We start from the raw sequence: 19058 nt of genomic DNA on the forward strand, positions 1-19058 counted from the left end.
TGGTGGGATAGCGAACGGCTTGAGATAGGTATAGATAAAGAACTTTTTGTAGGGACAGGTCAAAGCTGTCTGAACCGCTCCACCTTCTCCCTCGCTCGCGTCCCGCGAGTGTGAGCTATCTGGCGGACTCTGGCCGCTTTCCCAGATACTCTTTTCAGATGTCGAGATGCACTCGAATGCACCCAAATGCTCTTTCGGACATCCATGTCCGGAAGCCATCTGTTGGGGATGTCTACATCCCCGTGCTCATGTTCACAGGTATACAGGGACACGGATGTCCCCGGCAGGAATACTTTCGGACACGGATGTCCGAAAGAGCGCTATAACTGACACACGGGGATTAGGAAATCCCCGACCGTTTGCTTCGGGATTGATAAATCCCGAAGAGCCTTTGAGAGCCTTACAGAAATATTCGTTTGCAGAGGCAGGTCGCGACCTGTCAGAATCGTGGATGAACAGCTATACCTTAACCGTCACTTTCGCCTCGATCAGGTTATTGCGCATCCGCTGGAAGAAGCGGAGCGTGACCTGGAAGATCGGGCTCATGATGAAGGTATAGAAGAAAGTGGCGATGAAGATCGGGCCGCCCAGCAGATAGCCTATACCCAGAATCGCGCACTCCACCACCATGCGGGTACGGCTCACAGACGTGTTCAGTCGCTCCGACAAAGCCAGCATGAACCCGTCGCGCGGACCGGCACCCACACCGCCTGCGACATACAGACCACCGGCTATACCTCCTATAATAACAGAAGCAGCCAGGTTCAGATAATCTAGCGACGTGTTGGTAGCCGATGGCAGGAAGTCGAGCCAAAGGAACATGTCCATGAAGGGGCCGATGAGGAGCGCATTAAGGAAGGTGCCCACGTTGATGTACTTCCGGTTAACGAACCACGAAATGATGACGAAGAGCAAGCCCACCAGCACGCTCCAGGTACCGATCGTGAAGCCCATGTGTTGAAACAGCGCCACGTTCAGCACCTCCCAGGGGTGCAGGCCCAGGTACTTCACCTTCACGGCAATGGCGTTGGCAAAGCCGAACAGAAGCAATCCAAGGAAAAAAAAACTATAACTAACTACTTTTTCGCGCATAATATGGTAACCCCTTTTCAGAACAGAGGTTGGCTAAGAACAAATTCGGGCGCAAGAAAGTTAAAATCGGCCGGAAATTGCAGGTATAATTTCAGCCAGTGCAAGATTAAGGCAGTCTTAGTATGTGACCGGAAGCGCTATGTTATTTTTTTGATGAAAAATTATTATATTCACACATAAAAACCATATTGCCCGATGGACCTGAAAACAACTTTAAAAACGGCTGTTTTGCTCTTATTTATTAGTAGTGTGGGTGTTACCACAACGGCATCAGCACAGGGGCTTATGTCTGACTTTATGGGGCGCCCGGTTTTTGAGAAACGCTACACTGATACCAAAGGCACACCTTATCTCTTTGATGGCTATGAAAATGGTGCTGTAAAGCTGCAAAGCGGCAAATCATTTAGTGGAGTGAAACTGAGGTATGATCAGGTGGAAGACGAACTGATGTTTTTAAACGAGTCCGGAAAAGAGATGCTGTTCGCGGAGCCGGTAACGGAGTTTACCATCAATGACCGGACGTTCCGCAGGAGATATCCTGCGACAGATGGTGCTACGGCCGAGGCATATTATGAAGTGCTGGTAGAGGGAAAGACCGAACTACTGAAGCGGACAAGTAAAAAAATAATTGAGGAAGCGGCCTACAACGCTGCCACCAAAGTGAGGTCGATCCGTGCGAACGAGAACTATTATGTGACAGCCGCTCACCTGAGCCTTACCAAAGTAAAGAAAGACAAAAAATCACTGCTCGCTGCACTGCCTGGTAAAAGCGCCGAACTGGAGACCTACGTGAAGGACAACCGCCTGGACCTGCGACAGGAGCAGGACATGGTAAAGCTGGTGATCTATTATAACTCTTTGTAAACGAATGTCTTATTTATAATCTTCCGGTATATGAAAACAGTTGTATTACGTTTTAGTCTGGCTATGCTGGCCATCTGCCTGTTCAGTGCAAGTGCAGAGGCGCAGTATACGCACACCAACGACATGGAGGCACGCCCGGTGCACGAGTACAACACCATCACCATGATTGGCTCGCCATACCTCTTCAAAGACTGGGCAAAGGGCTCGCTGACACTCAAAAACGGCACCGTGTACCAGGGCATCGACCTGATGTATGACCAGGTGAAGGACGCCATCATTTTCAAGGCAAAGAACGGAGAGGTGAAGGAGCTGCTGGAGCCGGTGCAGGAGTTTAAGATCGGCTACATCGAAAACAACAAGCAGCTAGAGCGTACCTTCCGCTCCGGGTATAGCGGCGACGGGGTGCAGCCGAATGCCTTTATGGAAGTGCTGGCCGACGGGGATGTGGTGCTGCTAAAGCGTACCTCCAAAAAGATATTCGACCGCAAGAACTACAGCTCGGCCACCATCGACAGAGAGGTGCAGGCAAGCGAAGACTATTACATTGCCAAAGGCGACAAGGCGGTAAAAGTGAAGAAATCGAAAAGCTCCCTGCTGGCTGCCATACCGGACAAGAAAGACTACCTGGAGACCTACATCAAGTCAAACGCGCTGAACCTGCGCAACGACACCGACATGGCCAAACTGGTGGCTTACTACAACTCGCTGTAGGCTTTCATAAAGCTTGTTGAGCATATTTTAAGCAGCTGCCTGGTTGACGGGTAGCTGCTTTTTTACATTGAGGGCTTGCTGCAAATGCCGCTCCTGGTGCAGCGCCACAAACGCCAGCGTTTCTCCGGTGTAGAGTTTTAGTAGCTTGAAGAACTCCACAGGTATAGTTTTTTTGTTCAGGTTGGCACCTTTGGCTTTGTCGAGGAGTTGCAGCAGTTCAGTCTGGTGGTCCAGAAACTCCTCCAGCGTCTGGCGGCCCAGCTGGCTGTTGTTGGGGTTCATGTGCTTCACGGTTTTGCTCTTTTTGCCATTCTCCGGCCGCACCATATCCAGCGACTTTTTGCCAAGCCAGCTATACCTTATCGTTTGCCCGGCGTTGCCACCATCGTTAGCGGCGATGGCCTTGGCCAAAACCGGGTTGTAGTAGCGGCTGTAGCGGTTGAGGTGCTCCAGGCACTCGAGTATGCTCCAACTGTCGGGGGCAGGTTTGTAGTTGAGGAGGGAAAGCTCCAGCGGCACAAAAGCCGCTATGGCAGTGTGCTTCTGGTTGTGGACGGTGCGGGAGATTTGTTCTAAGGTGTTCATAGCGTTCATCGTTTTATAGTGTACGCACCAAAGGTATAGGATGGGTTAACCCCAATCCTTGACGAGCATCAAGATTTACGAAAGCGACTACTTGATCCGGCTCAGTGTTTCGGGGGACATGCGCAGGTATGAGGCGATGTACTTTTTGGGGATGTGCTGGAACAGGTGCGGACTCCGCTGCATGACGCGCTGCAGCCGCTGCTCCGATTCGGGCAGTAGCAGGTCCACTTCCCGCTCAATCTTGCCAACCAGCGCCTTCTCGAGCTGCTCGTACCAGAAACGCCTGATGTTCGGCCGCTGCTCGATCAGCTGCATCAGATCGGCTTTGCTTATACCTAATAGCTCGCTTTTCCGGAGGGCCTGTATGTAGTAGTCGGAGGGTTTGCCATCGACAAAGGACGGGAACGACACCAGCAAGGTATGCGGGTAGCCGAAACCGACGCAGATCTCCTCGTCAGGCAGCGGGTAGTAAATGCGCAGCGCCCCGCTCATCACCAGGTATAGCCCTTGCTCCACCTGCCCCTGCCGAATCAGAAAGTCATACCGGTTCAGCTGTACCTTCTTCTTCCACAGCGGCAGGAAAGCAGCTATGTCGTCGGGGGTGAGGTAGGGGATTTGACTGAGGAGGGAGAGGGGCATTTGGTTAAAAATATGAGTCTTCTGCCACTTCAGAAAATTCTTCTAAAACGGCGTCTGTCATATATTCTAATCTTTTCTCTTCGGCGAGCTCTTCAACTGAATCATAAGAAATAAATGTACATGACTCAGATAATGGACCGCTTTCTAAAAAAGTAAAAACAGGACGGGTAATTTCCTGCAGAACCTTTTCTTTTCTCTCATTTGGAGCCACTATATGTGCCTGGATTTTCAAGTTGGGTTGAAGAGCCATTAAGTCAGCCATTCTTAAAATGCCGGAATAGATAGAAGTTGTGTGTTCTACTTCAAAGGCTCTGATAATAGACCGCCCTTTAATCCAAAGAATATCAATGTTCTCAATAGTCTTCAGAGTAGCGCTATCGTAATTCAGCGGAAGGTCCTGTAATACAGAGCCCTGCTTTACAGGGCTCCAGACCTCAAGTACTCTACTTCTATCATTCTTGGGAATCCAGATCTTATAATTCATACGCTCACCAATCCCGGCAAGTAAGCCTTGAATTTTTATAGAATCGCGAGTTTGTGAAGGTTGTTCTGGTGAAATCGGAGTCTCATCATTCTCAGGAATGGATACAGTAACTTTTTTATTATGCTGTGTTTTTACAGTAGGTCCTTTCGATTTCTTCTTATCGCTATCGCTTAAAGGAAAATCAGTAGGCTTTTGAGTCTGTTTATAAAGTAACTGTTCTAAAAATTGCCCGTCAAAATCATCGAATTTTCTTAAACTACCTCGGACCATACTTGTCCATTTGCTGCTTGTTTTCGGCTGATTAGCTGTGAATGTAAGGTTGTTCCAGCAAATGTCTTCATAAATCGGAACAGCTAAGTCTAGGGGCAACCATACTACAGGCCTTACTTTGAACCTCAATATGAATGGGTCATCCTCAGATTGAAAGATGGGAGAATCATCTATAAAGAACTTGTCTGTAACCTCTAGTATGCCGATCCATCTCGAAAGTCTTGTTACGTAACAAATCAACTTATCCCCAACTTTGATTTTAGAGGCAGCGGATTTCTGGCCTTCTCTAAAACCTGATATAGTCTGGTCTGATTTATTAAAAGCTTCAAGTGTGTCAGGTGAGAAAAGATTTACAAAGTATGCCATAATCAAGATCATTGTCTCACGTGAAAGTATACAATAATATATAGATTTTAATGTAAAATTGGCATTCTTTTACCTCCTCTGCTCAAACCGGTCAAACCCTTTCAGCCCCTCCTTCTCCTCTACCTCTACTTTCTCCACCTGCGCGCGGTCGGGGCCCTGGTGTGCCCATTCCTCCAGTTTTTTCAACGCCTCGGGTTTCCCTTCGGCTTCCAGGTATACGGTGCCATTGGGCTCGTTCTGCACAAAGCCGTACAGGCCCAACTCCAATGCTTTGCCTTGGGTGCTGGCTCTGAAAAATACGCCTTGCACCCGGCCATGTATGCGCATGGCCACACGCTTTTTGTCTTTGTTTTCCATCAGGTATAGGTATAGCTCGTCTACTCAGAAAACGGAGGCGGCAGGTATAGGTTAGGATAACCAGAAGCATCAGTTGAAACAGAACGTTTAACCCCGTGAGCCGTGTTATCAAATGGAGCGGGAGTCTAGCTGATTCCTGAAATTTAGATTAACTTTAACACGTCCCTGCGCCTAGGCCGCAGGGCAGGTATAAGCCATACGATATGTCATTACTATTCAACGATTTTAAGAGCTGGGAAAAGCATTGCGCAGAAACCGGCGAACCACTATACCAGCCTGTGCTGGACTACGAAATAGAGCAAAAAGGTCGCACAGAGGAGTTTATCTGGGAGAACATCGCCAAAGCCTACGAGGTGATGAAGGACGCCGTGCACACGGGCCTTACCGAAGACATGACCTCCCGCTCAGGTATGGTGAACAACAGCGCCAAAAAAGTGGCTAAGTCGCCGGTGACGGTGCTGTCGCCGGAGTTTCAGATGCTGGTGTCGCGTGCGCTGGGAGCCAAAGAGGTGAACTCCTGCATGGGCCGCGTAGTGGCCGCTCCTACAGCCGGTGCCTCCGGTATACTGCCCGGTACGCTCACCACGCTGCAGGAACTACACGGACTCGATGACCGCAGCATACATGAAGGCCTGCTCGTTGCAGCAGGTATAGCGCTGATCATTGAGCAGAACGCTTCGCTGGCCGGTGCCGTGGGCGGTTGTCAGGCCGAGACGGGCAGTGCAGCAGCCATGGCGGCTGGCGCCATTGTGTATTGCCTGGGCGGTAACGTGGACCAGGTGTTCACGGCGGTGGCCATTACGATCCAGTGTATGCTGGGCCTGGTATGCGACCCGGTAGCGGGTCTGGTAGAGGTGCCGTGCATTGTGCGCAACGCCAGCGCGGCCGCTATCGCCTATTCTTCCTCGCAACTGGCCATTGCCGGTGTGAATGCTGTTATCCCGGTTGACCAGTGCGTGGCGGCCCTCGGCGAGGTAGGCGAGAGCATGGAACGTAAGTACAAAGAAACAGCCCTCGGCGGACTCGCCAACACCCCAAGAGCCCGCGAAATAGAAAAGTTCGTGCTGGTGCAGGACGTGGAGATCCTGCCGGACGAAGACGAGAACAGCTGATTTAAGTTAATAAGGTAGAAAAGTATAAAGTTAGAAAGTTTTCTAGCTGATAGGTATGGAGAGGCAGTGGCTGGAGAGGTCGCTGCCTCTTTTTTATACCTATACCTGGTGCCTTGTCGCCTTTACTCTGGCCACGATTCCTATACCTGAAATCCCTAAATCTGGTGGCTTTGTCGGATGATTCAGACCAATGGCTATACCTGTATTCCTGAAATATAAAGCAGGTATAACGTCCCATCAATCAGCTGAACTTAACCAAGTACAATTGCTGTTGCCGCTTTAGTGCGCGAGTTCATCACATTTTAGGGGTGGTTCGTCACATTTTAAAGGATAAAAGTATTAAAGCCAGTAAGTTAGGCGTTGTTATTGCATGCTGCCTTTGCATCAGTTTTAACCTGTACAGGATCATACATGAAGAAATTTTTTTGGTGGTGCGCCGGTGCCGACGACACTATACTCGAAAAGTGCTCTAAGTCGGAGCACATTAAATATGCCGGTGTTGGCGCGACCGTTCTATTCACAGGTGTGCTGGCCAGCTTGTCGGGCGGGTATGCCCTCTATACCGTCTTCGATTCCGTGCCGATGGCAGTAGGCTTTGGTCTGTTGTGGGGCGCTGTTATCTTCAACCTCGACCGTTTCATTGTTTCCACCATCCGCAAAGAAGGCAAATTCTGGAAAGAGCTGCTGATGGTGACGCCCCGAATTTTGCTGGCACTGGTGCTAGCCGTGGTTATATCCAAACCACTGGAGCTGAAAATTTTTGACAAAGAGATACAGGCCGTCCTGAAGGAAAAGCAGGCAGAGCTCGCTATTCAGCACAAATCGTTGGTGAACAAACAGTTTGCCGAGGTGGATTCCGTGAAGTCAGAGATTGCAGGTATACGGGCAGAGATAGAAGCCAAAATACAGGAGCGCAACAAACTCTACGAAATGGTGGCCGCTGAGTCCGATGGCACGGGTGGCACCGGTAAAATAGGCAGAGGCCCTATCTACGAAGAGAAAAAGCGCCAGTACGACAAGGTGGACGAAGAACTAAAGCTCCTGCAAGCGAGCGCCGCCGACCGGATTCTGGTAAAAGAGCAGCGCATTGCCGACCTCATGAAGCAGTACGACAGCACCGTGGCCGAAGGACAGCAAAGCTTCTCGAACTACGATGGCCTGATGGCCCGGATCGACGCCCTGAACACGTTGCCGTGGCTACCGGTGTTCTTTATCACGCTGCTGTTCATCTGTCTGGAGACAGCACCTATTTTTACCAAGCTGATCACCAGCAAAGGCCCTTACGATGATATTCTGAAAGGGCTCGAGCACGAGCGCACCACGCAGGAAATGCACCGGGTGCAGGAGCGCCAGAAGCAGTACGATACCCGCCAAGCCGTAGCCGAAGCCAAATTTGCCGCCCGTCAGGAGTTTGAAATCGAAGCCAAGCGGGAAGAAGAACGCCTGAAGTCAGACGCCCACCTCGACGTGGTCCGCGAATCAGCCGCCGTGTGGCGCGAGCGCAAACTGGCCGATATCAGCCGCAGTCCTAACACCGCCGCCGATATTTTGAATGACGGTGAGGAGAGCAGTTACTATAAGTGGTAAGCAAGGTCTTGAAGTTATCTTAGATAGCTTTTGCTGGTGCTCTTCTTATCTGAGTAAGGTATAGGATTTACGTACTGGTTCTGTACTTAGAGCACAAGCGAGAATGCTGTGTCTTCTCCCAGATTTCTTATTTAAATGCATCGCCGTCGAGCAACTGTCCCTTTGAGTATTAGCCTTTCGCATTAACCCAAAACTGTCCCCTTGAGGGATGGGTTTGTTTCATTCCAGGAAATTCTCCCCTTGAGGGGAGCGTAGAGGGGTGTCTTGGTTGCGGAAAAATCGTAAAGAAGCCTGCTAATGGTAATTCGCCACCGAGTTCACACCCCTATAATCCCCTCAAGGGGATAGTTAGCTTCCGCTGTGTGATCACACTGCATAAGGTATAGCCCAATAGCACCTCCTTAGCTAAAAATCAGTTTTTGTAGCGCGTTTGGGCCATACTTTTTCCAGAAGTTAGTATCTTGTTGCGTACTAACTTACTGGCGCATGACTGTTTCAAAAATGGCCCAAAACCTCATCGGTTCCGAGATCATCAAACTCGCCGGTGAAGTCAACGCAATGATTGCCAAGGGCGATCAAATCTGCAACCTTACCATCGGCGACTTCGACCCTAAGATATACCCTATACCTGGCGAACTGCGGGCTGGCATTGCCGAAGCCTACGCCGAAGGGCATACCAATTACCCACCCGCTAACGGGGTGGCCGTGCTGCGCAAAGCTGTAGCCGACTTCACCCGCGACCGATTGGGCCTGGCTTACTCCGAGAATGATATTCTGATAGCAGGTGGCTCTCGTCCGCTGATTTACGCGACCTACCTGGCCCTTGTGGACCCGGGAGACAAAGTGGTTTTTCCGACGCCATCGTGGAACAACAACCATTACTGCCACCTCTCGGGCGCAACACCCGTGATGGTTGAGACCAGCCCGGACAACAACTTCATGCCGACCGCTGCCGATGTAGCCTCCAGCTTGAAAGGTGCGACCCTGCTGGCTTTGTGCTCACCACTTAACCCAACGGGCACGATGTTCTCCAAAAAAGACCTTGAGGATATTTGCGACCTGGTGATTGCCGAAAACAAAAGCCGTGGAGCAGGCGAGAAGCCGCTTTACATCCTCTATGACCAAATTTACTGGATGCTGACTTTTGGTGAACACCAGCACTACGATCCGGTGAACCTGCGCCCCGAGCTACGCGACTATACCATTTACATCGACGGCACTTCCAAGTGCTTCGCCGCTACCGGTGTTCGGGTTGGCTACGCGTTCGGCCCGACGGTGGTGATCGACAAGATGAAGGCGATACTCGGCCATGTGGGTGCCTGGGCGCCGAAAGCTGAGCAAATGGCAACCGCACGCTTCCTGCACCAGACCGATGCAGTGGATGTGTTCCTGGACGAATTCAAGCATGATGTGCGCGCGAGCCTGGACATGCTCTACCACGCTTTCAAAGACCTGAAAAACGAAGGCTATAACGTGGACGCCATCGAGCCGATGGGTGCCATTTACCTCTCCGCCAAACTCGACCTGGCCGGTAAAACCACCCCATCAGGGCAGCTACTGCAAACCAGCAAAGACATCAGCTTTTATATTCTTGAAGAGGCCAAACTGGCTGTCGTACCTTTCTCCGCCTTCGGTTCCGCTCCCGAGTTGGCTTGGTTCCGACTGTCGGTAGGGGGTGCCTCGCTGGAGAGCATCAAAGACTCGCTGGGCAGGTTGAGGGAAGCACTGCAGAAGTTGAGATAAGGTATAGCTCAATACGAAAGTAGCAAAACATAAAGCCCGGATAAACGCAAAGCCGCTTTGGATCAGTTCGAAGCGGCTTTGCTATACCTACTCTACCCCAACCGAAATCTGCCGCGTAATGCTCTCTTCCAGGGAGATGAACGTTTCGGTGCGGTGCACGCCCGCTATACCTTGCATTTTCTCGTTGAGCACCTCGCGCAGGTGTTTCGTGTCACGGCAGATGATCTTTACGAACATGCTGTATTCGCCGGTGGTGTAATGCAGCTCTACAATCTCTGGTATAAGGCGCATCTTCTCCACCACCTCTTTGTAAGCCGATCCCTTCTCCAGAAACACCCCGATAAAGGCGCAGATATCATAGCCTATGGCTGCTGGGTTTATCAGCAGTTGTGCTCCCTGCACAATGCCCATCTCCGTCATTTTCTTGAGGCGCACATGTATCGTGCCACCCGAAACGCCTAGTTCTTTCGCGATATCTGTGTAAGCGCGGTTCACATTCTGCATGAGCAGGTGCAGAATCTGGCGGTCGAGTTTATCAATTTGTGAATCCATTCCCTTAATAAAAGCTAATTTTTAGAGGTTCAGCAAAAACGAATGCTATATATTGTCTTATTTTCAACAAATGTATTTAAATGTTAAATGATTTTCAATAAAAATAATGATTAAGTAAGTTTGCAATACACCAATTCATTAATAATTAGATAGAATGGAATTGCAAACACTCACAGAACCAACAGCCCTGGAAGCTACGATGAAGCACCTGAGCCGCCCGTCCCTTCCCAAAGTGCTTAAGGTACAGCAGGGGATTATCCGTGCCACGCACGACTTCATGTTCAAAAAAGGCCTGACGCAGCTGATGCCGCTCATGCTCTCGCCCATCACCGATCCGCTCAACCACGGCGTGGTAGATGCCTCTATCGGGTATGCGGACCAGCGCTGGAGCCTCACCAAGTCGATGATTTTCCACAAGCAGCTGGCTTTGGTGAACCCCGAACTGGACAGTCTCTACATTGTGTCGCCCAACGTACGCCTTGAGTTCTCGGATCGTGCCAATACAGGTCGCCACTTGTTCGAGTTCACGCAGGTAGACTTCGAGTTCCGTGGCAAAGACCGCTTTTTTGTGATGGAGTTTATGGAGGAACTGGTTAACCACATCTTCGCGAGTTTGAACAAAGATATTCCTGAGCTTTTGATAGAGTTGCGTGGCGAGTTGCTGCCACAGTACGAAAAGTGGTCGGTATACCGCACCGAAAAGCTGGAAGCTGCTCTAGGCCCGGACTATGAAGCGATTAAATCCGAGGAGGCGACAGAGCCGTTCTGGCTGATCAACCACAAGCGTGAGTTCTACGACAAAGAAGATCCGAGCCGTCGCGGCACCTACCTGAACTACGATGTGATCTGGCCGGAGGGCTTCGGCGAAGGTTTGTCCGGTGGCGAGCGTGAACATGAGTATAAGCAGATTCTGAAGCGGATGGAGGAAGTGGGCTCTAACAAGGAGATTTTCAGACATTACCTGGAAATTGCCAAAGCGGGTTTGCTGCCTAAAACTGCCGGTGCCGGTTTCGGCGTGGAGCGTTTGACGCGCTTTATCTGCCGCCTGAAAGATGTGAGTGAAGTAACGGTCTTCTCGCGCAAACCCTGCACACCTGCCATTTTTTAAAGGTATAAGGTATGGACGACGGTAATAATAATTGCCTGGGAGACCGGGCACGCAATGGAATGTAAAAGGCCTGCAACACTGAGTTTGCAGGCCTTTTTGCTTTTTGTAGCTATTGCATAGCGCGAGTGTCTTCGTTCGTGTCTAATATGGTGGGGCCTCTGGCCCGTACCAAGTATTGCTAGCGTGGGATGTCTATACCTATACCTAGCGTAGCTTCAGGCATTCTATGCTTTAAGCGAACTTGTTCTATAGCTTGCCCTGGCCGGGCGGGCCCTACTTTTTGTCTTGACACAAAAAGTAGGCAAAAAAGTCAAGATTCCCCAAACTCGCTGAACGCTCAAACAGTGGGTAATCATTTTGTGCACCTGGCACAGCTTTCTGCTTTGTAGGTTTGGTGCAAGTTAGTACTTCAATACCTGTCAGCGGTGTGTAACAGTCACTATAAGGCTTTTGCCTTTGAATTGTGCAGTAGCAGGCTCCCCTCCTTGGACTGCTGAGAACGAGAGTTCGAAAGTAGCGAGCCTAGCTCTGAGGGGTTAGGGGTGGTTGGACCCGGTCTAGCAAAACAGAAACTACAAAGCTTATACCTGCAAGTTGGCGGCTGCCGAGATTCCCCTCTCGGGAGGGGCAGGGGTGGGTATAATCTGTGGGAGTGATTAAAGGCAGTTGCTAAGATGCTATACCTTTTAAAGCACTATTAAAGAAGAGTTTCCCTTGGGGGTAGGGGCCCTCTATAAAGAAGGGGGCAGGGGGATGACAATCGTTCGCAAATCCCCCTCCTGTTTTTAGGAGGGGCTAGGGGAGGTGATTCCTCTCTCAGGAAGGGCAGGTATAACCATGCACTGGAATCCTGTCAATCCTGATTCGGACTACTTCCCCTCCCGCTCTTTCCAAAGTTGGTTAAACGACTTTGGCGCTACTTGAAGCGGCTCTCTGCGTTTGCTCCACGTGTCTTTCAACACCTGCTTCAACACGAAGTTCTTCACGCCGGCGGGTGCCATGTTCAGCAGCTTGCGGCTCTTCATGGCCTTCAGCCACAGCTTAAAGGTGGTGCGCTCGCTCTTTTCTGTGTAGCCTTGCTCCACACTCTGGCGGCGGTTGAGCAGCAGAAGGTTGTGGATGTTGATCTTGACCGGGCACACCGAGGTGCAGGCGCCGCAAAGTGAACTAGCAAAACTCAGATGCTTGTTCTCAGCCATGCCATTGTAGTGCGGCGTGATCACAGAACCAATGGGGCCGCTGTAGGTGCTTTCGTAGGTATGGCCGCCGATGTTCTTGTATACCGGGCACACGTTCAGGCAGGCACCGCAGCGGATGCAGTTGAGTGCCTCGCGCTTCTCAGGCAAAGCCAGCAACTCAGTGCGTCCGTTGTCGAGCAGCACCACATACATTTCCTCCGGACCGTCCTTCTCGTTTGCCTGGCGCGGACCTGTAAAGATGGTGTTGTAGATCGTCACTTGTTGACCGGTGCCGCTGGTGCTCAGCAATGGCCAGAACAGGTCCAGGTCCATCACGGAGGGCAGGATCTTCTCTATGCCTACTATGGCGATATGTGTCTTCGGGAAGGCGGTGGACAAACGGCCGTTGCCTTCGTTTTCGGTTATGGCTACACCGCCGATGTCAGCCAGCAGGAAGTTGCCGCCCGTTATACCTACCTCAGCCTCGGTATACTTGGCGCGGAGCAAACGACGAGCTGTGGCTACCAGTTCTTCGGCGCTGTCGGTTGGCGCTATATTGAGCTTCTTCACGAAGAGGTCGGCAATGTCCTTTTTGGACATGTGCATGGCGGGCGTCACAATATGGTAGGGCCGCTGCTCAGCCAACTGCACAATGTACTCGCCCAGGTCCGTCTCCACCGTTTCGATCCCGTTCTTCTCCAGGAAGTTGTTCAGGTGAATCTCCTCCGTCGTCATCGACTTCGACTTCACCACCGAACGGGCACGCTTGCGCTTCATGATCTGGCCGATTTCCTTCAGGGCCTCTTCAGCGTTGCGGGCCCAGATCACTTTGCCGCCACGGGACGTGAAGTTCGACTCAAACTCCATCAGGTACTTGTCCAGGTTGTTGATGGCGTTCGTTTTTATAAAAGAAGCCCGTTCGCGGGCGAGCTCGTGATCGCTGTATTGGGTGAGGCCTCGCTGTACAGCGGCGTTGTACTTGCCGATGTTAAACTTAATAGTGGAGCGGTGGCCCAGGTCAAATGATTTCGTTTCGGCGTCCTGCAGAAACTGTTTTAGTCTACTCATAAGTTAAACCCTATGGTCGTTCCCGAAAATGGCTGATTTCAGGAAGTGCTGTAAAAAGAAAAACACCCTTAAAGTTAGGGTGTTTTCCTCAAAACCAATATAATTAGTTGAGAGTTGAAAGTTATGAGTTAAAAGTGGAGGGTATGGGTGTCGATAAGTCCGCGCTGCCCAACTCTTAACTTCTAACTCATAACTCTTAACTCAAAAAACCTATTTTTTATTGCTGTCCACTACAATGCGGTTTTCGCGGTTGGCTAGCTCCCAGGTCACGTGGAACGCCAGACGGGCGGCTTTCTCGGCTTTCTCGAAGATGATCTTGTCTACTGTGTCACTTTCCTTGTGGTAGTCGGCGTGTACCCCGTTGAAGTAGAACACGATCGGAATGCCGTGCTTGGCGAAGTTATAATGGTCAGAGCGGTAGTAGAAGCGGTTCGGGTCGTTCTCGTCGTTGAACTTGTAGTCGAGGCGCAGCCCTACGTACTTCTGGTTTACTTCTTCGTTGATCTGGTGCAGCTCAGAAGAAAGCTTGTCAGCACCGATCACGTAGATGTAGTTCTGGTCGTTGGTCTTCTCAGCGTCGAAGTCCATGCGGCCGATCATGTCGATGTTTACGTTCGCTACAGTGTTTTCGAGTGGGAAAACCGGATTGTTAGCATAGTATTCAGAGCCCAACAGGCCTTTTTCCTCGGCTGTCACGGTCATGAACAAAATGCTGCGACGTGGGCCCATGCCGTCTTTCTTAGCCTGCGCGAAAGCTTCAGCCAGTTCAATCACGGCTACTGTACCTGAGCCATCGTCGTTGGCACCGTTAAAGATCTGACCGTCCTCTATACCTACGTGGTCGTAGTGAGCGGTTACCACAATCACTTCGTCTTTCTTGTCAGTGCCCTCGATGTAGCCGAGCACGTTTTCAGATGGAAGCGCTGTGCTGTTACGCTCGGTCTTCACCTTCACGTCTTTTACAGCTGTAAAGGTACCTGCAGTTGGTTTGCCTGCTTTGGCTACTGCGTTGGCGTAGGCCAGCATTTTCTCAGGCGTGGTACCCAGCAGAGCCGCGCCTACCTGTGGGGATACCATCATGGCTGCCGTAGCTCCACCTTGTGCGCCATTGCCTTTCAGGCCGATAGACGGACGCGTCAGGAAATTGCGGTAGCGCTGTGTCATGGTCTTGAATTCATCCGCGTTGTTGCCTGTTACCACCAGCACGCTCTTGGCTCCGCGCTTGGTGGCAGCATTGCGCTTGGTACGGAAGTCGTTGCCCCAGTCAGAAGCCTTGTCAGTACCGCTTATCAGGAACTTGCCGTCGGCGCTTTTCGGCTCACCGCCCAGCACCACAACCATTTTGCCGGTCACATCCAGGTTAGCGTAGTCAGAGTAGTTGTCCGCATCGATGCCGTAGCCCGCGAACACGACCTCAGCAGTTTGCTCGGTCTGGTATGGCGAAGCACCCAGCACGAAGAAGTCCTGCCCCATCATGAACTTTTGCTTGCCCACCATCAGGTAGCCTTCGCCCCACTGGCTGCGCTCCAGATTTACTGGCTGATAGTATGGGTTGGCGTTGTCTTTCACCGGACCAACCAGGCCATCTTCCTTAAACTCGCGGGAGATATACTCAGCTGCCATCTGCAGACCTTTAGAACCTGTGTCGCGGCCTTCGTACTCGTCTGAAGCAAGTATGTGCAGGTGCTTGGACAGATCGGCGGCCGTAATAGTGGCCGCATACTTAGGAGCAGCTTCGCTGAGGCGGTTAGCATCTGCAACCGGGGCCTCAGCTGTAGTGGTGGTACTTGTGGTGGTAGGCGTCTGGGCGCAACCTGTGGTCAGGAAAGCAGCCAGCGCATACACATAAAACTTGTTATACTTCATGTCTGTGTTAGGTGAAGAAAAGGGTTAGTGATTGTTATTGTTTATAGATGAGTACCGTGGCGAAAGCGGCCACGCCTTCTTTTTTGCCCACAAAGCCCAGGTGCTCGGTGGTGGTGGCCTTGATGGAAATGTCGTGCTCAGGTATACCCATCACTTTGGCCAGGCAGGCCTTCATGTCCGGTATATGCGGATTCACTTTTGGCTCCTGCAGGCAAATGGTCGAGTCGATGTTGCCGATCTCGTAGCCTTCGCGGGAAAGCAGGTGTATGACTTCTTTGAGGAGAATCTTGCTGTCGATGCCTTTGTACTGCGGATCGCGGTCGGAGAAGTGGAAACCGATGTCGCGCATGTTGGCGGCACCCAGCAGGGCGTCGCAGATGACGTGGGTCAGCACATCGGCGTCGGAGTGGCCCAGTGCGCCGTGCGTGTGTGGAATCTTGATGCCACCGAGCCAGAAGTCCAGCCCTTCCTGCAGTTGGTGCACGTCGTAGCCGAAGCCCGTTCTTATTTTAAATTTCATAGTGCGAGTTGAAGGTATAGCGCATGCCTTATACGGCAGGTATAAAAAGTAAATATAGTTTCTTTTACGCTTTTGTCATTAATGGGCAGGAGCATTTTTAAAGGGTATAGACTCAAATCAAACAGAAAGGTTTAAAAAGCAAGAGCCAGCCACCGGTTAAGGTGGCTGGCTCTTGGGTATGCTGATTTATGGGATCGCCTTAGGCTTCCACTTCTGCCAGCGTAGGGTAATCCACGTAGCCCTCCGGACCGGGAGCGTAAAACTTGCTCGGGTCTGCCTGCTGTAACTCGGCATTCTCGGCAAAGCGCTCCACCAGATCAGGGTTGCCAATGAACGGTACCCCAAAGGCCACCATGTCAGCGTCGCCATCGGCAATCACCTGGTTGCCGGTTTCCTGGTTAAAGCCCCCGTTGATGATCAGGTTGCCGTTATATATCGGACGGTAGCGCTTGGCCACTTGCGGCTCTATGTGGGGCACATCCTTGTTGGCCGGCGAGGCCTCGGTCAGGTGCAGGTAGGCCAGGCTATACCTGTTCAGCTGCTCTACAATGTAGTCGAAGGTCGGGATGGTGTCCTCGTTTAGCGTGATGCCGAAACCACCGTGCATGCTAGGGTTCAGGCGCACGCCGATGCGGTGCTGCGGCACTACTTCCTTAATGGCATCCAACACCTCGAACAGGATGCGGGCGCGGTTCTTGACAGAGCCACCATACTCATCGGTGCGCACGTTGGCCGTGCTCACAAAGAACTGGTGCAACAGGTAACCATTGGAGGCGTGTACTTCCACACCGTCAAAACCGGCATCGATGGCGTTGCGGGCGGCCATTTTAAAGTCCTGCACGATCTGCTTGATCTCCGGGATGGTCAGTTCGTGCGGCGTTACGGTGTCTTTGAAGCCCTCCGGCGTAAAGGCCTTGTCATTCGGGTTGATGGCCGATGCGGAAACCGGCAGCTTTCCGCCATGGAAATCAGGGTGCGACATACGGCCCACGTGCCACAGCTGCGCGAAGATCTTTCCACCTTTGGCATGCACGGCCTTGGTTACTTTCTTCCAGCCCGCTACCTGCTCGGCGCTGTGGATGCCGGGCGTGTTGATGTAGCCAACAGCCTGCTCTGAGATTTGCGACCCCTCGGAGATGATCAATCCGGCGCTCGCACGCTGGCTATAGTAGGTCACCATCAGGTCGTTGGCCACGTTGCCCTCGTTGGCAGCGCGGCTGCGCGTCATGGGTGCCATGATCACGCGATTCTTCAGTTCTAAATCGTGGAGTTTTATCGGTCTTAAAAGTGGTTGTGACATTTTATATGAATTGTTGATTATATGAATTGTTGATTGTTAAATTGTTGGGTGCATGACTCGGGTAAGTCGGGATTTGCGCCTGCATATCCTGTATCAATCAGGATTTGTCGAATCTTCAGGATTTCTGAAAATGCCAAGCTAATCCACTGCCCTCGCTCGACTCCCAGGCGTGTGCGTTATTGAGAGATTTTTAACTTTCTACCTTCTAAACTTTCTAACTTCCCTGGTCCCAATCCGGAGCGAAAGACGGATTGACCACGCGTTGGTGATCCTTTTTCAGCTGGTCGATCCGGGTGATGTCTTCTGCTGACAACTCAAAGTCGAAAATGTTCAGGTTGTCTTTCAGGCGCTCAGTTTTTGAAGTTCTGGGTATAGCCATCACGCCGTCCTGCTGCACGAGCCAGCGCAGCGATACCTGCACCTCGTTCTTGCCGTACTGCTCGCCTATACCTTTCAGCACAGCGTTGCCCAGCACTTTGCCTTGCGCGATCGGGCTGTAGGCCGTCAGCGAAATGCCATGCCCGCGCAGGTAGGTATAGAGCTTGGTTTGGTTAATAAGCGGGTGATACTCTACCTGGTTGGTGATGATGTCGGCACCTGTGGCCAGCACCTCGTCGAGGAGGGCAGTGGGATGGTTGCTCACGCCGATGTGTTTGGTGTAGCCTTTTCGCTGCGCCTCCATCAGCTGGTCCATGTACTCGGCCACGGGCACGTTGCGGTTCGGCCAGTGGATCAGCAACAGGTCCACATAATCTGTTTTGAGCCCGCGCAGACTTTCCTCTACCGATGGCATAAAATCCTTCTTTGACAGACGCTCCCGGAACACCTTCGTGGTCAGGAAAATCTCGTCGCGGGCTATACCTGAATCCTTGATGGCCGCGCCAACGCCAGCCTCGTTCTTGTATGCCTGCGCCGTATCGATGTGGCGGTAGCCCTCCGAGATGGCAGCGGCCGTTATCTTGCGGGCCAAATCGTTCTCTAATTGGAAAGTGCCCAGGCCCAGAGCAGGTATAGTGGCGTTCTTTATGGTGATGTTCTTCATAGTTTTAATTTCAGCATGTACATTATTTGTGTGTACAAATATTAGTGTAAAAAAAAGCTTAGCCCCTGAGCTTGTCCAGCAATTGGCTTACTAACACTGCCTCTTCCTTTGTCAGGTTATGGAAGCGCTGAAAGAAGGCGGGCATTTGCTCGTCTATCTGGTTCAGAAAATCGGTGCCTTTCGGGGTCAGCCTCACCTCGATCATGCGGCGATTCGCCTGGCAGATGTCGCGGGTCACGTAGCCTTTCTCGATCAGCTTGTCCACGAGGCGGGTCACGTTGGAGTTGCGGTCCACCATACGCTCCTGCATCTCGCCAAAACAAACGGGCTTCGGGTGCTGCCCCCGCACAATGCTCAGCACGTTGTGCTGTTGTAGCGTGAGGCCAAACTGCTTAAAGAATGGTATAAACTGCTGATTCAGCCAATTGTTCGTGAACAACAGGTTAATCACCATCCGACGATGATCGTCCTTAAAGTCTTTCTGCTGTATTTCGTCTTCTATCCGCATAGGCTGAATGTAGGTGCAAAGTTAATGTCATTGTTTGTATATACAAATGTTATGCCTGAAAAGTTGCACCTGGCCATTTGTCTGACTCCAGATTAGAAAGGGGTTT

18 protein-coding genes are annotated in these 19058 nt (G+C 51.4%); 6 read left to right on the forward strand and 12 right to left on the reverse strand.

Annotated elements, in window-relative coordinates:
* Positions 1 to 459: 459 nt before the first annotated feature.
* Positions 460 to 1092, reverse strand: a complete 633-nt coding sequence (locus Q4E40_RS12510; RefSeq protein ID WP_303412572.1) for a YczE/YyaS/YitT family protein — start codon at positions 1090 to 1092, stop codon at positions 460 to 462.
* Between the two features lie 228 nt (positions 1093 to 1320).
* Between Q4E40_RS12510 and Q4E40_RS12515 the strand changes: the two genes are divergently transcribed.
* Both Q4E40_RS12515 and Q4E40_RS12520 read left to right on the forward strand, forming a co-directional pair.
* Positions 1321 to 1956 (forward strand): hypothetical protein, encoded by a 636-nt coding sequence (locus Q4E40_RS12515; protein ID WP_303412574.1) that lies wholly within the window; start codon positions 1321 to 1323, stop codon positions 1954 to 1956.
* Positions 1957 to 1986: 30 nt separating this feature from the next.
* Entirely contained in the window at positions 1987 to 2667 is a 681-nt protein-coding gene (locus tag Q4E40_RS12520) for a hypothetical protein (protein ID WP_303412576.1), read from the forward strand.
* Positions 2668 to 2694: 27 nt separating this feature from the next.
* Here the strand turns inward: Q4E40_RS12520 and Q4E40_RS12525 are convergent, their stop codons facing one another.
* The 4 genes from Q4E40_RS12525 to Q4E40_RS12540 all read right to left on the reverse strand — a co-directional run bounded on the left by Q4E40_RS12525 (position 2695) and on the right by Q4E40_RS12540 (position 5368).
* A complete protein-coding gene (locus tag Q4E40_RS12525) occupies positions 2695 to 3252 on the reverse strand; it encodes a DinB family protein (RefSeq protein ID WP_303412577.1) in 558 nt (185 codons plus the stop codon).
* A gap of 87 nt (positions 3253 to 3339) precedes the next feature.
* The gene (locus Q4E40_RS12530; RefSeq protein WP_303412578.1) at positions 3340 to 3891 is read right to left on the reverse strand and encodes a Crp/Fnr family transcriptional regulator; all 552 of its coding nucleotides are present in this window, start codon (positions 3889 to 3891) and stop codon (positions 3340 to 3342) included.
* Between the two features lie 4 nt (positions 3892 to 3895).
* Positions 3896 to 5011, reverse strand: coding sequence for an EVE domain-containing protein (locus tag Q4E40_RS12535; RefSeq protein WP_303412579.1), 1116 nt, complete (start codon positions 5009 to 5011; stop codon positions 3896 to 3898).
* A 69-nt stretch (positions 5012 to 5080) separates the two neighbouring features.
* On the reverse strand, positions 5081 to 5368 hold the full coding sequence (locus tag Q4E40_RS12540; protein WP_303412581.1) for an acylphosphatase: 288 nt from the start codon (positions 5366 to 5368) through the stop codon (positions 5081 to 5083).
* Between the two features lie 203 nt (positions 5369 to 5571).
* On the opposite strand from Q4E40_RS12540, the gene sdaAA reads away from it, so the two are divergent.
* The 3 genes from sdaAA (at position 5572) to Q4E40_RS12555 (ending at position 9810) form a co-directional block, all read left to right on the forward strand.
* Positions 5572 to 6480: an L-serine ammonia-lyase, iron-sulfur-dependent, subunit alpha gene (gene sdaAA, locus Q4E40_RS12545; RefSeq protein WP_303412583.1), complete on the forward strand. Its 909-nt coding sequence runs from the start codon at positions 5572 to 5574 to the stop codon at positions 6478 to 6480.
* A gap of 411 nt (positions 6481 to 6891) precedes the next feature.
* Positions 6892 to 8067 carry a DUF4407 domain-containing protein gene (locus Q4E40_RS12550; protein ID WP_303412584.1) on the forward strand — a complete coding sequence of 392 codons (1176 nt, stop codon included), beginning with the start codon at positions 6892 to 6894 and terminating at the stop codon, positions 8065 to 8067.
* Between the two features lie 486 nt (positions 8068 to 8553).
* Positions 8554 to 9810 (forward strand): pyridoxal phosphate-dependent aminotransferase, encoded by a 1257-nt coding sequence (locus Q4E40_RS12555; protein ID WP_303412586.1) that lies wholly within the window; start codon positions 8554 to 8556, stop codon positions 9808 to 9810.
* 87 nt (positions 9811 to 9897) lie between these two features.
* Here the strand turns inward: Q4E40_RS12555 and Q4E40_RS12560 are convergent, their stop codons facing one another.
* Positions 9898 to 10362, reverse strand: coding sequence for an Lrp/AsnC ligand binding domain-containing protein (locus Q4E40_RS12560; RefSeq protein WP_303412587.1), 465 nt, complete (start codon positions 10360 to 10362; stop codon positions 9898 to 9900).
* 154 nt (positions 10363 to 10516) lie between these two features.
* Here Q4E40_RS12560 and Q4E40_RS12565 point away from each other — a divergent pair, with 154 nt between their 5' ends.
* Positions 10517 to 11470, forward strand: a complete 954-nt coding sequence (locus tag Q4E40_RS12565; protein WP_303412588.1) for an asparagine synthetase A — start codon at positions 10517 to 10519, stop codon at positions 11468 to 11470.
* Between the two features lie 869 nt (positions 11471 to 12339).
* Here Q4E40_RS12565 and Q4E40_RS12570 read toward each other — a convergent pair.
* From Q4E40_RS12570 to Q4E40_RS12595, 6 genes are all read right to left on the reverse strand, one after another.
* Positions 12340 to 13716, reverse strand: a complete 1377-nt coding sequence (locus Q4E40_RS12570) for a LutB/LldF family L-lactate oxidation iron-sulfur protein (RefSeq protein WP_303412590.1) — start codon at positions 13714 to 13716, stop codon at positions 12340 to 12342.
* Positions 13717 to 13926: 210 nt separating this feature from the next.
* Positions 13927 to 15582 (reverse strand): M28 family peptidase, encoded by a 1656-nt coding sequence (locus Q4E40_RS12575; RefSeq protein WP_303412591.1) that lies wholly within the window; start codon positions 15580 to 15582, stop codon positions 13927 to 13929.
* Between the two features lie 34 nt (positions 15583 to 15616).
* Entirely contained in the window at positions 15617 to 16102 is a 486-nt protein-coding gene (gene ispF, locus Q4E40_RS12580; protein ID WP_303412592.1) for a 2-C-methyl-D-erythritol 2,4-cyclodiphosphate synthase, read from the reverse strand.
* Positions 16103 to 16301: 199 nt separating this feature from the next.
* The gene (locus Q4E40_RS12585; protein WP_303412594.1) at positions 16302 to 17402 is read right to left on the reverse strand and encodes an alkene reductase; all 1101 of its coding nucleotides are present in this window, start codon (positions 17400 to 17402) and stop codon (positions 16302 to 16304) included.
* Positions 17403 to 17616: 214 nt separating this feature from the next.
* Positions 17617 to 18444, reverse strand: coding sequence for an aldo/keto reductase (locus Q4E40_RS12590; protein ID WP_303412595.1), 828 nt, complete (start codon positions 18442 to 18444; stop codon positions 17617 to 17619).
* Between the two features lie 58 nt (positions 18445 to 18502).
* Positions 18503 to 18952 (reverse strand): MarR family winged helix-turn-helix transcriptional regulator, encoded by a 450-nt coding sequence (locus Q4E40_RS12595; protein ID WP_303412596.1) that lies wholly within the window; start codon positions 18950 to 18952, stop codon positions 18503 to 18505.
* Between the last annotated feature and the right edge of the window lie 106 nt (positions 18953 to 19058).

The organism is Pontibacter coccineus, from assembly GCF_030546575.1.
GTDB lineage: Bacteria > Bacteroidota > Bacteroidia > Cytophagales > Hymenobacteraceae > Pontibacter > Pontibacter coccineus.

What these genes read in the sequence shown, in the direction of transcription:
- Q4E40_RS12510 (WP_303412572.1), bottom strand. Translation starts at nt 1,092, where the DNA reads ATGCGCGAAAAAGTAGTTAGTTATAGTTTTTTTTTCCTTGGATTGCTT.
- Q4E40_RS12520 (WP_303412576.1), top strand. Translation starts at nt 1,987, where the DNA reads ATGAAAACAGTTGTATTACGTTTTAGTCTGGCTATGCTGGCCATCTGC.
- Q4E40_RS12525 (WP_303412577.1), bottom strand. Translation starts at nt 3,252, where the DNA reads ATGAACACCTTAGAACAAATCTCCCGCACCGTCCACAACCAGAAGCAC.
- Q4E40_RS12530 (WP_303412578.1), bottom strand. Translation starts at nt 3,891, where the DNA reads ATGCCCCTCTCCCTCCTCAGTCAAATCCCCTACCTCACCCCCGACGAC.
- Q4E40_RS12535 (WP_303412579.1), bottom strand. Translation starts at nt 5,011, where the DNA reads ATGGCATACTTTGTAAATCTTTTCTCACCTGACACACTTGAAGCTTTT.
- Q4E40_RS12540 (WP_303412581.1), bottom strand. Translation starts at nt 5,368, where the DNA reads ATGGAAAACAAAGACAAAAAGCGTGTGGCCATGCGCATACATGGCCGG.
- sdaAA (WP_303412583.1), top strand. Translation starts at nt 5,572, where the DNA reads ATGTCATTACTATTCAACGATTTTAAGAGCTGGGAAAAGCATTGCGCA.
- Q4E40_RS12550 (WP_303412584.1), top strand. Translation starts at nt 6,892, where the DNA reads ATGAAGAAATTTTTTTGGTGGTGCGCCGGTGCCGACGACACTATACTC.
- Q4E40_RS12555 (WP_303412586.1), top strand. Translation starts at nt 8,554, where the DNA reads ATGACTGTTTCAAAAATGGCCCAAAACCTCATCGGTTCCGAGATCATC.
- Q4E40_RS12560 (WP_303412587.1), bottom strand. Translation starts at nt 10,362, where the DNA reads ATGGATTCACAAATTGATAAACTCGACCGCCAGATTCTGCACCTGCTC.
- Q4E40_RS12565 (WP_303412588.1), top strand. Translation starts at nt 10,517, where the DNA reads ATGGAATTGCAAACACTCACAGAACCAACAGCCCTGGAAGCTACGATG.
- Q4E40_RS12570 (WP_303412590.1), bottom strand. Translation starts at nt 13,716, where the DNA reads ATGAGTAGACTAAAACAGTTTCTGCAGGACGCCGAAACGAAATCATTT.
- Q4E40_RS12575 (WP_303412591.1), bottom strand. Translation starts at nt 15,582, where the DNA reads ATGAAGTATAACAAGTTTTATGTGTATGCGCTGGCTGCTTTCCTGACC.
- ispF (WP_303412592.1), bottom strand. Translation starts at nt 16,102, where the DNA reads ATGAAATTTAAAATAAGAACGGGCTTCGGCTACGACGTGCACCAACTG.
- Q4E40_RS12585 (WP_303412594.1), bottom strand. Translation starts at nt 17,402, where the DNA reads ATGTCACAACCACTTTTAAGACCGATAAAACTCCACGATTTAGAACTG.
- Q4E40_RS12590 (WP_303412595.1), bottom strand. Translation starts at nt 18,444, where the DNA reads ATGAAGAACATCACCATAAAGAACGCCACTATACCTGCTCTGGGCCTG.
- Q4E40_RS12595 (WP_303412596.1), bottom strand. Translation starts at nt 18,952, where the DNA reads ATGCGGATAGAAGACGAAATACAGCAGAAAGACTTTAAGGACGATCAT.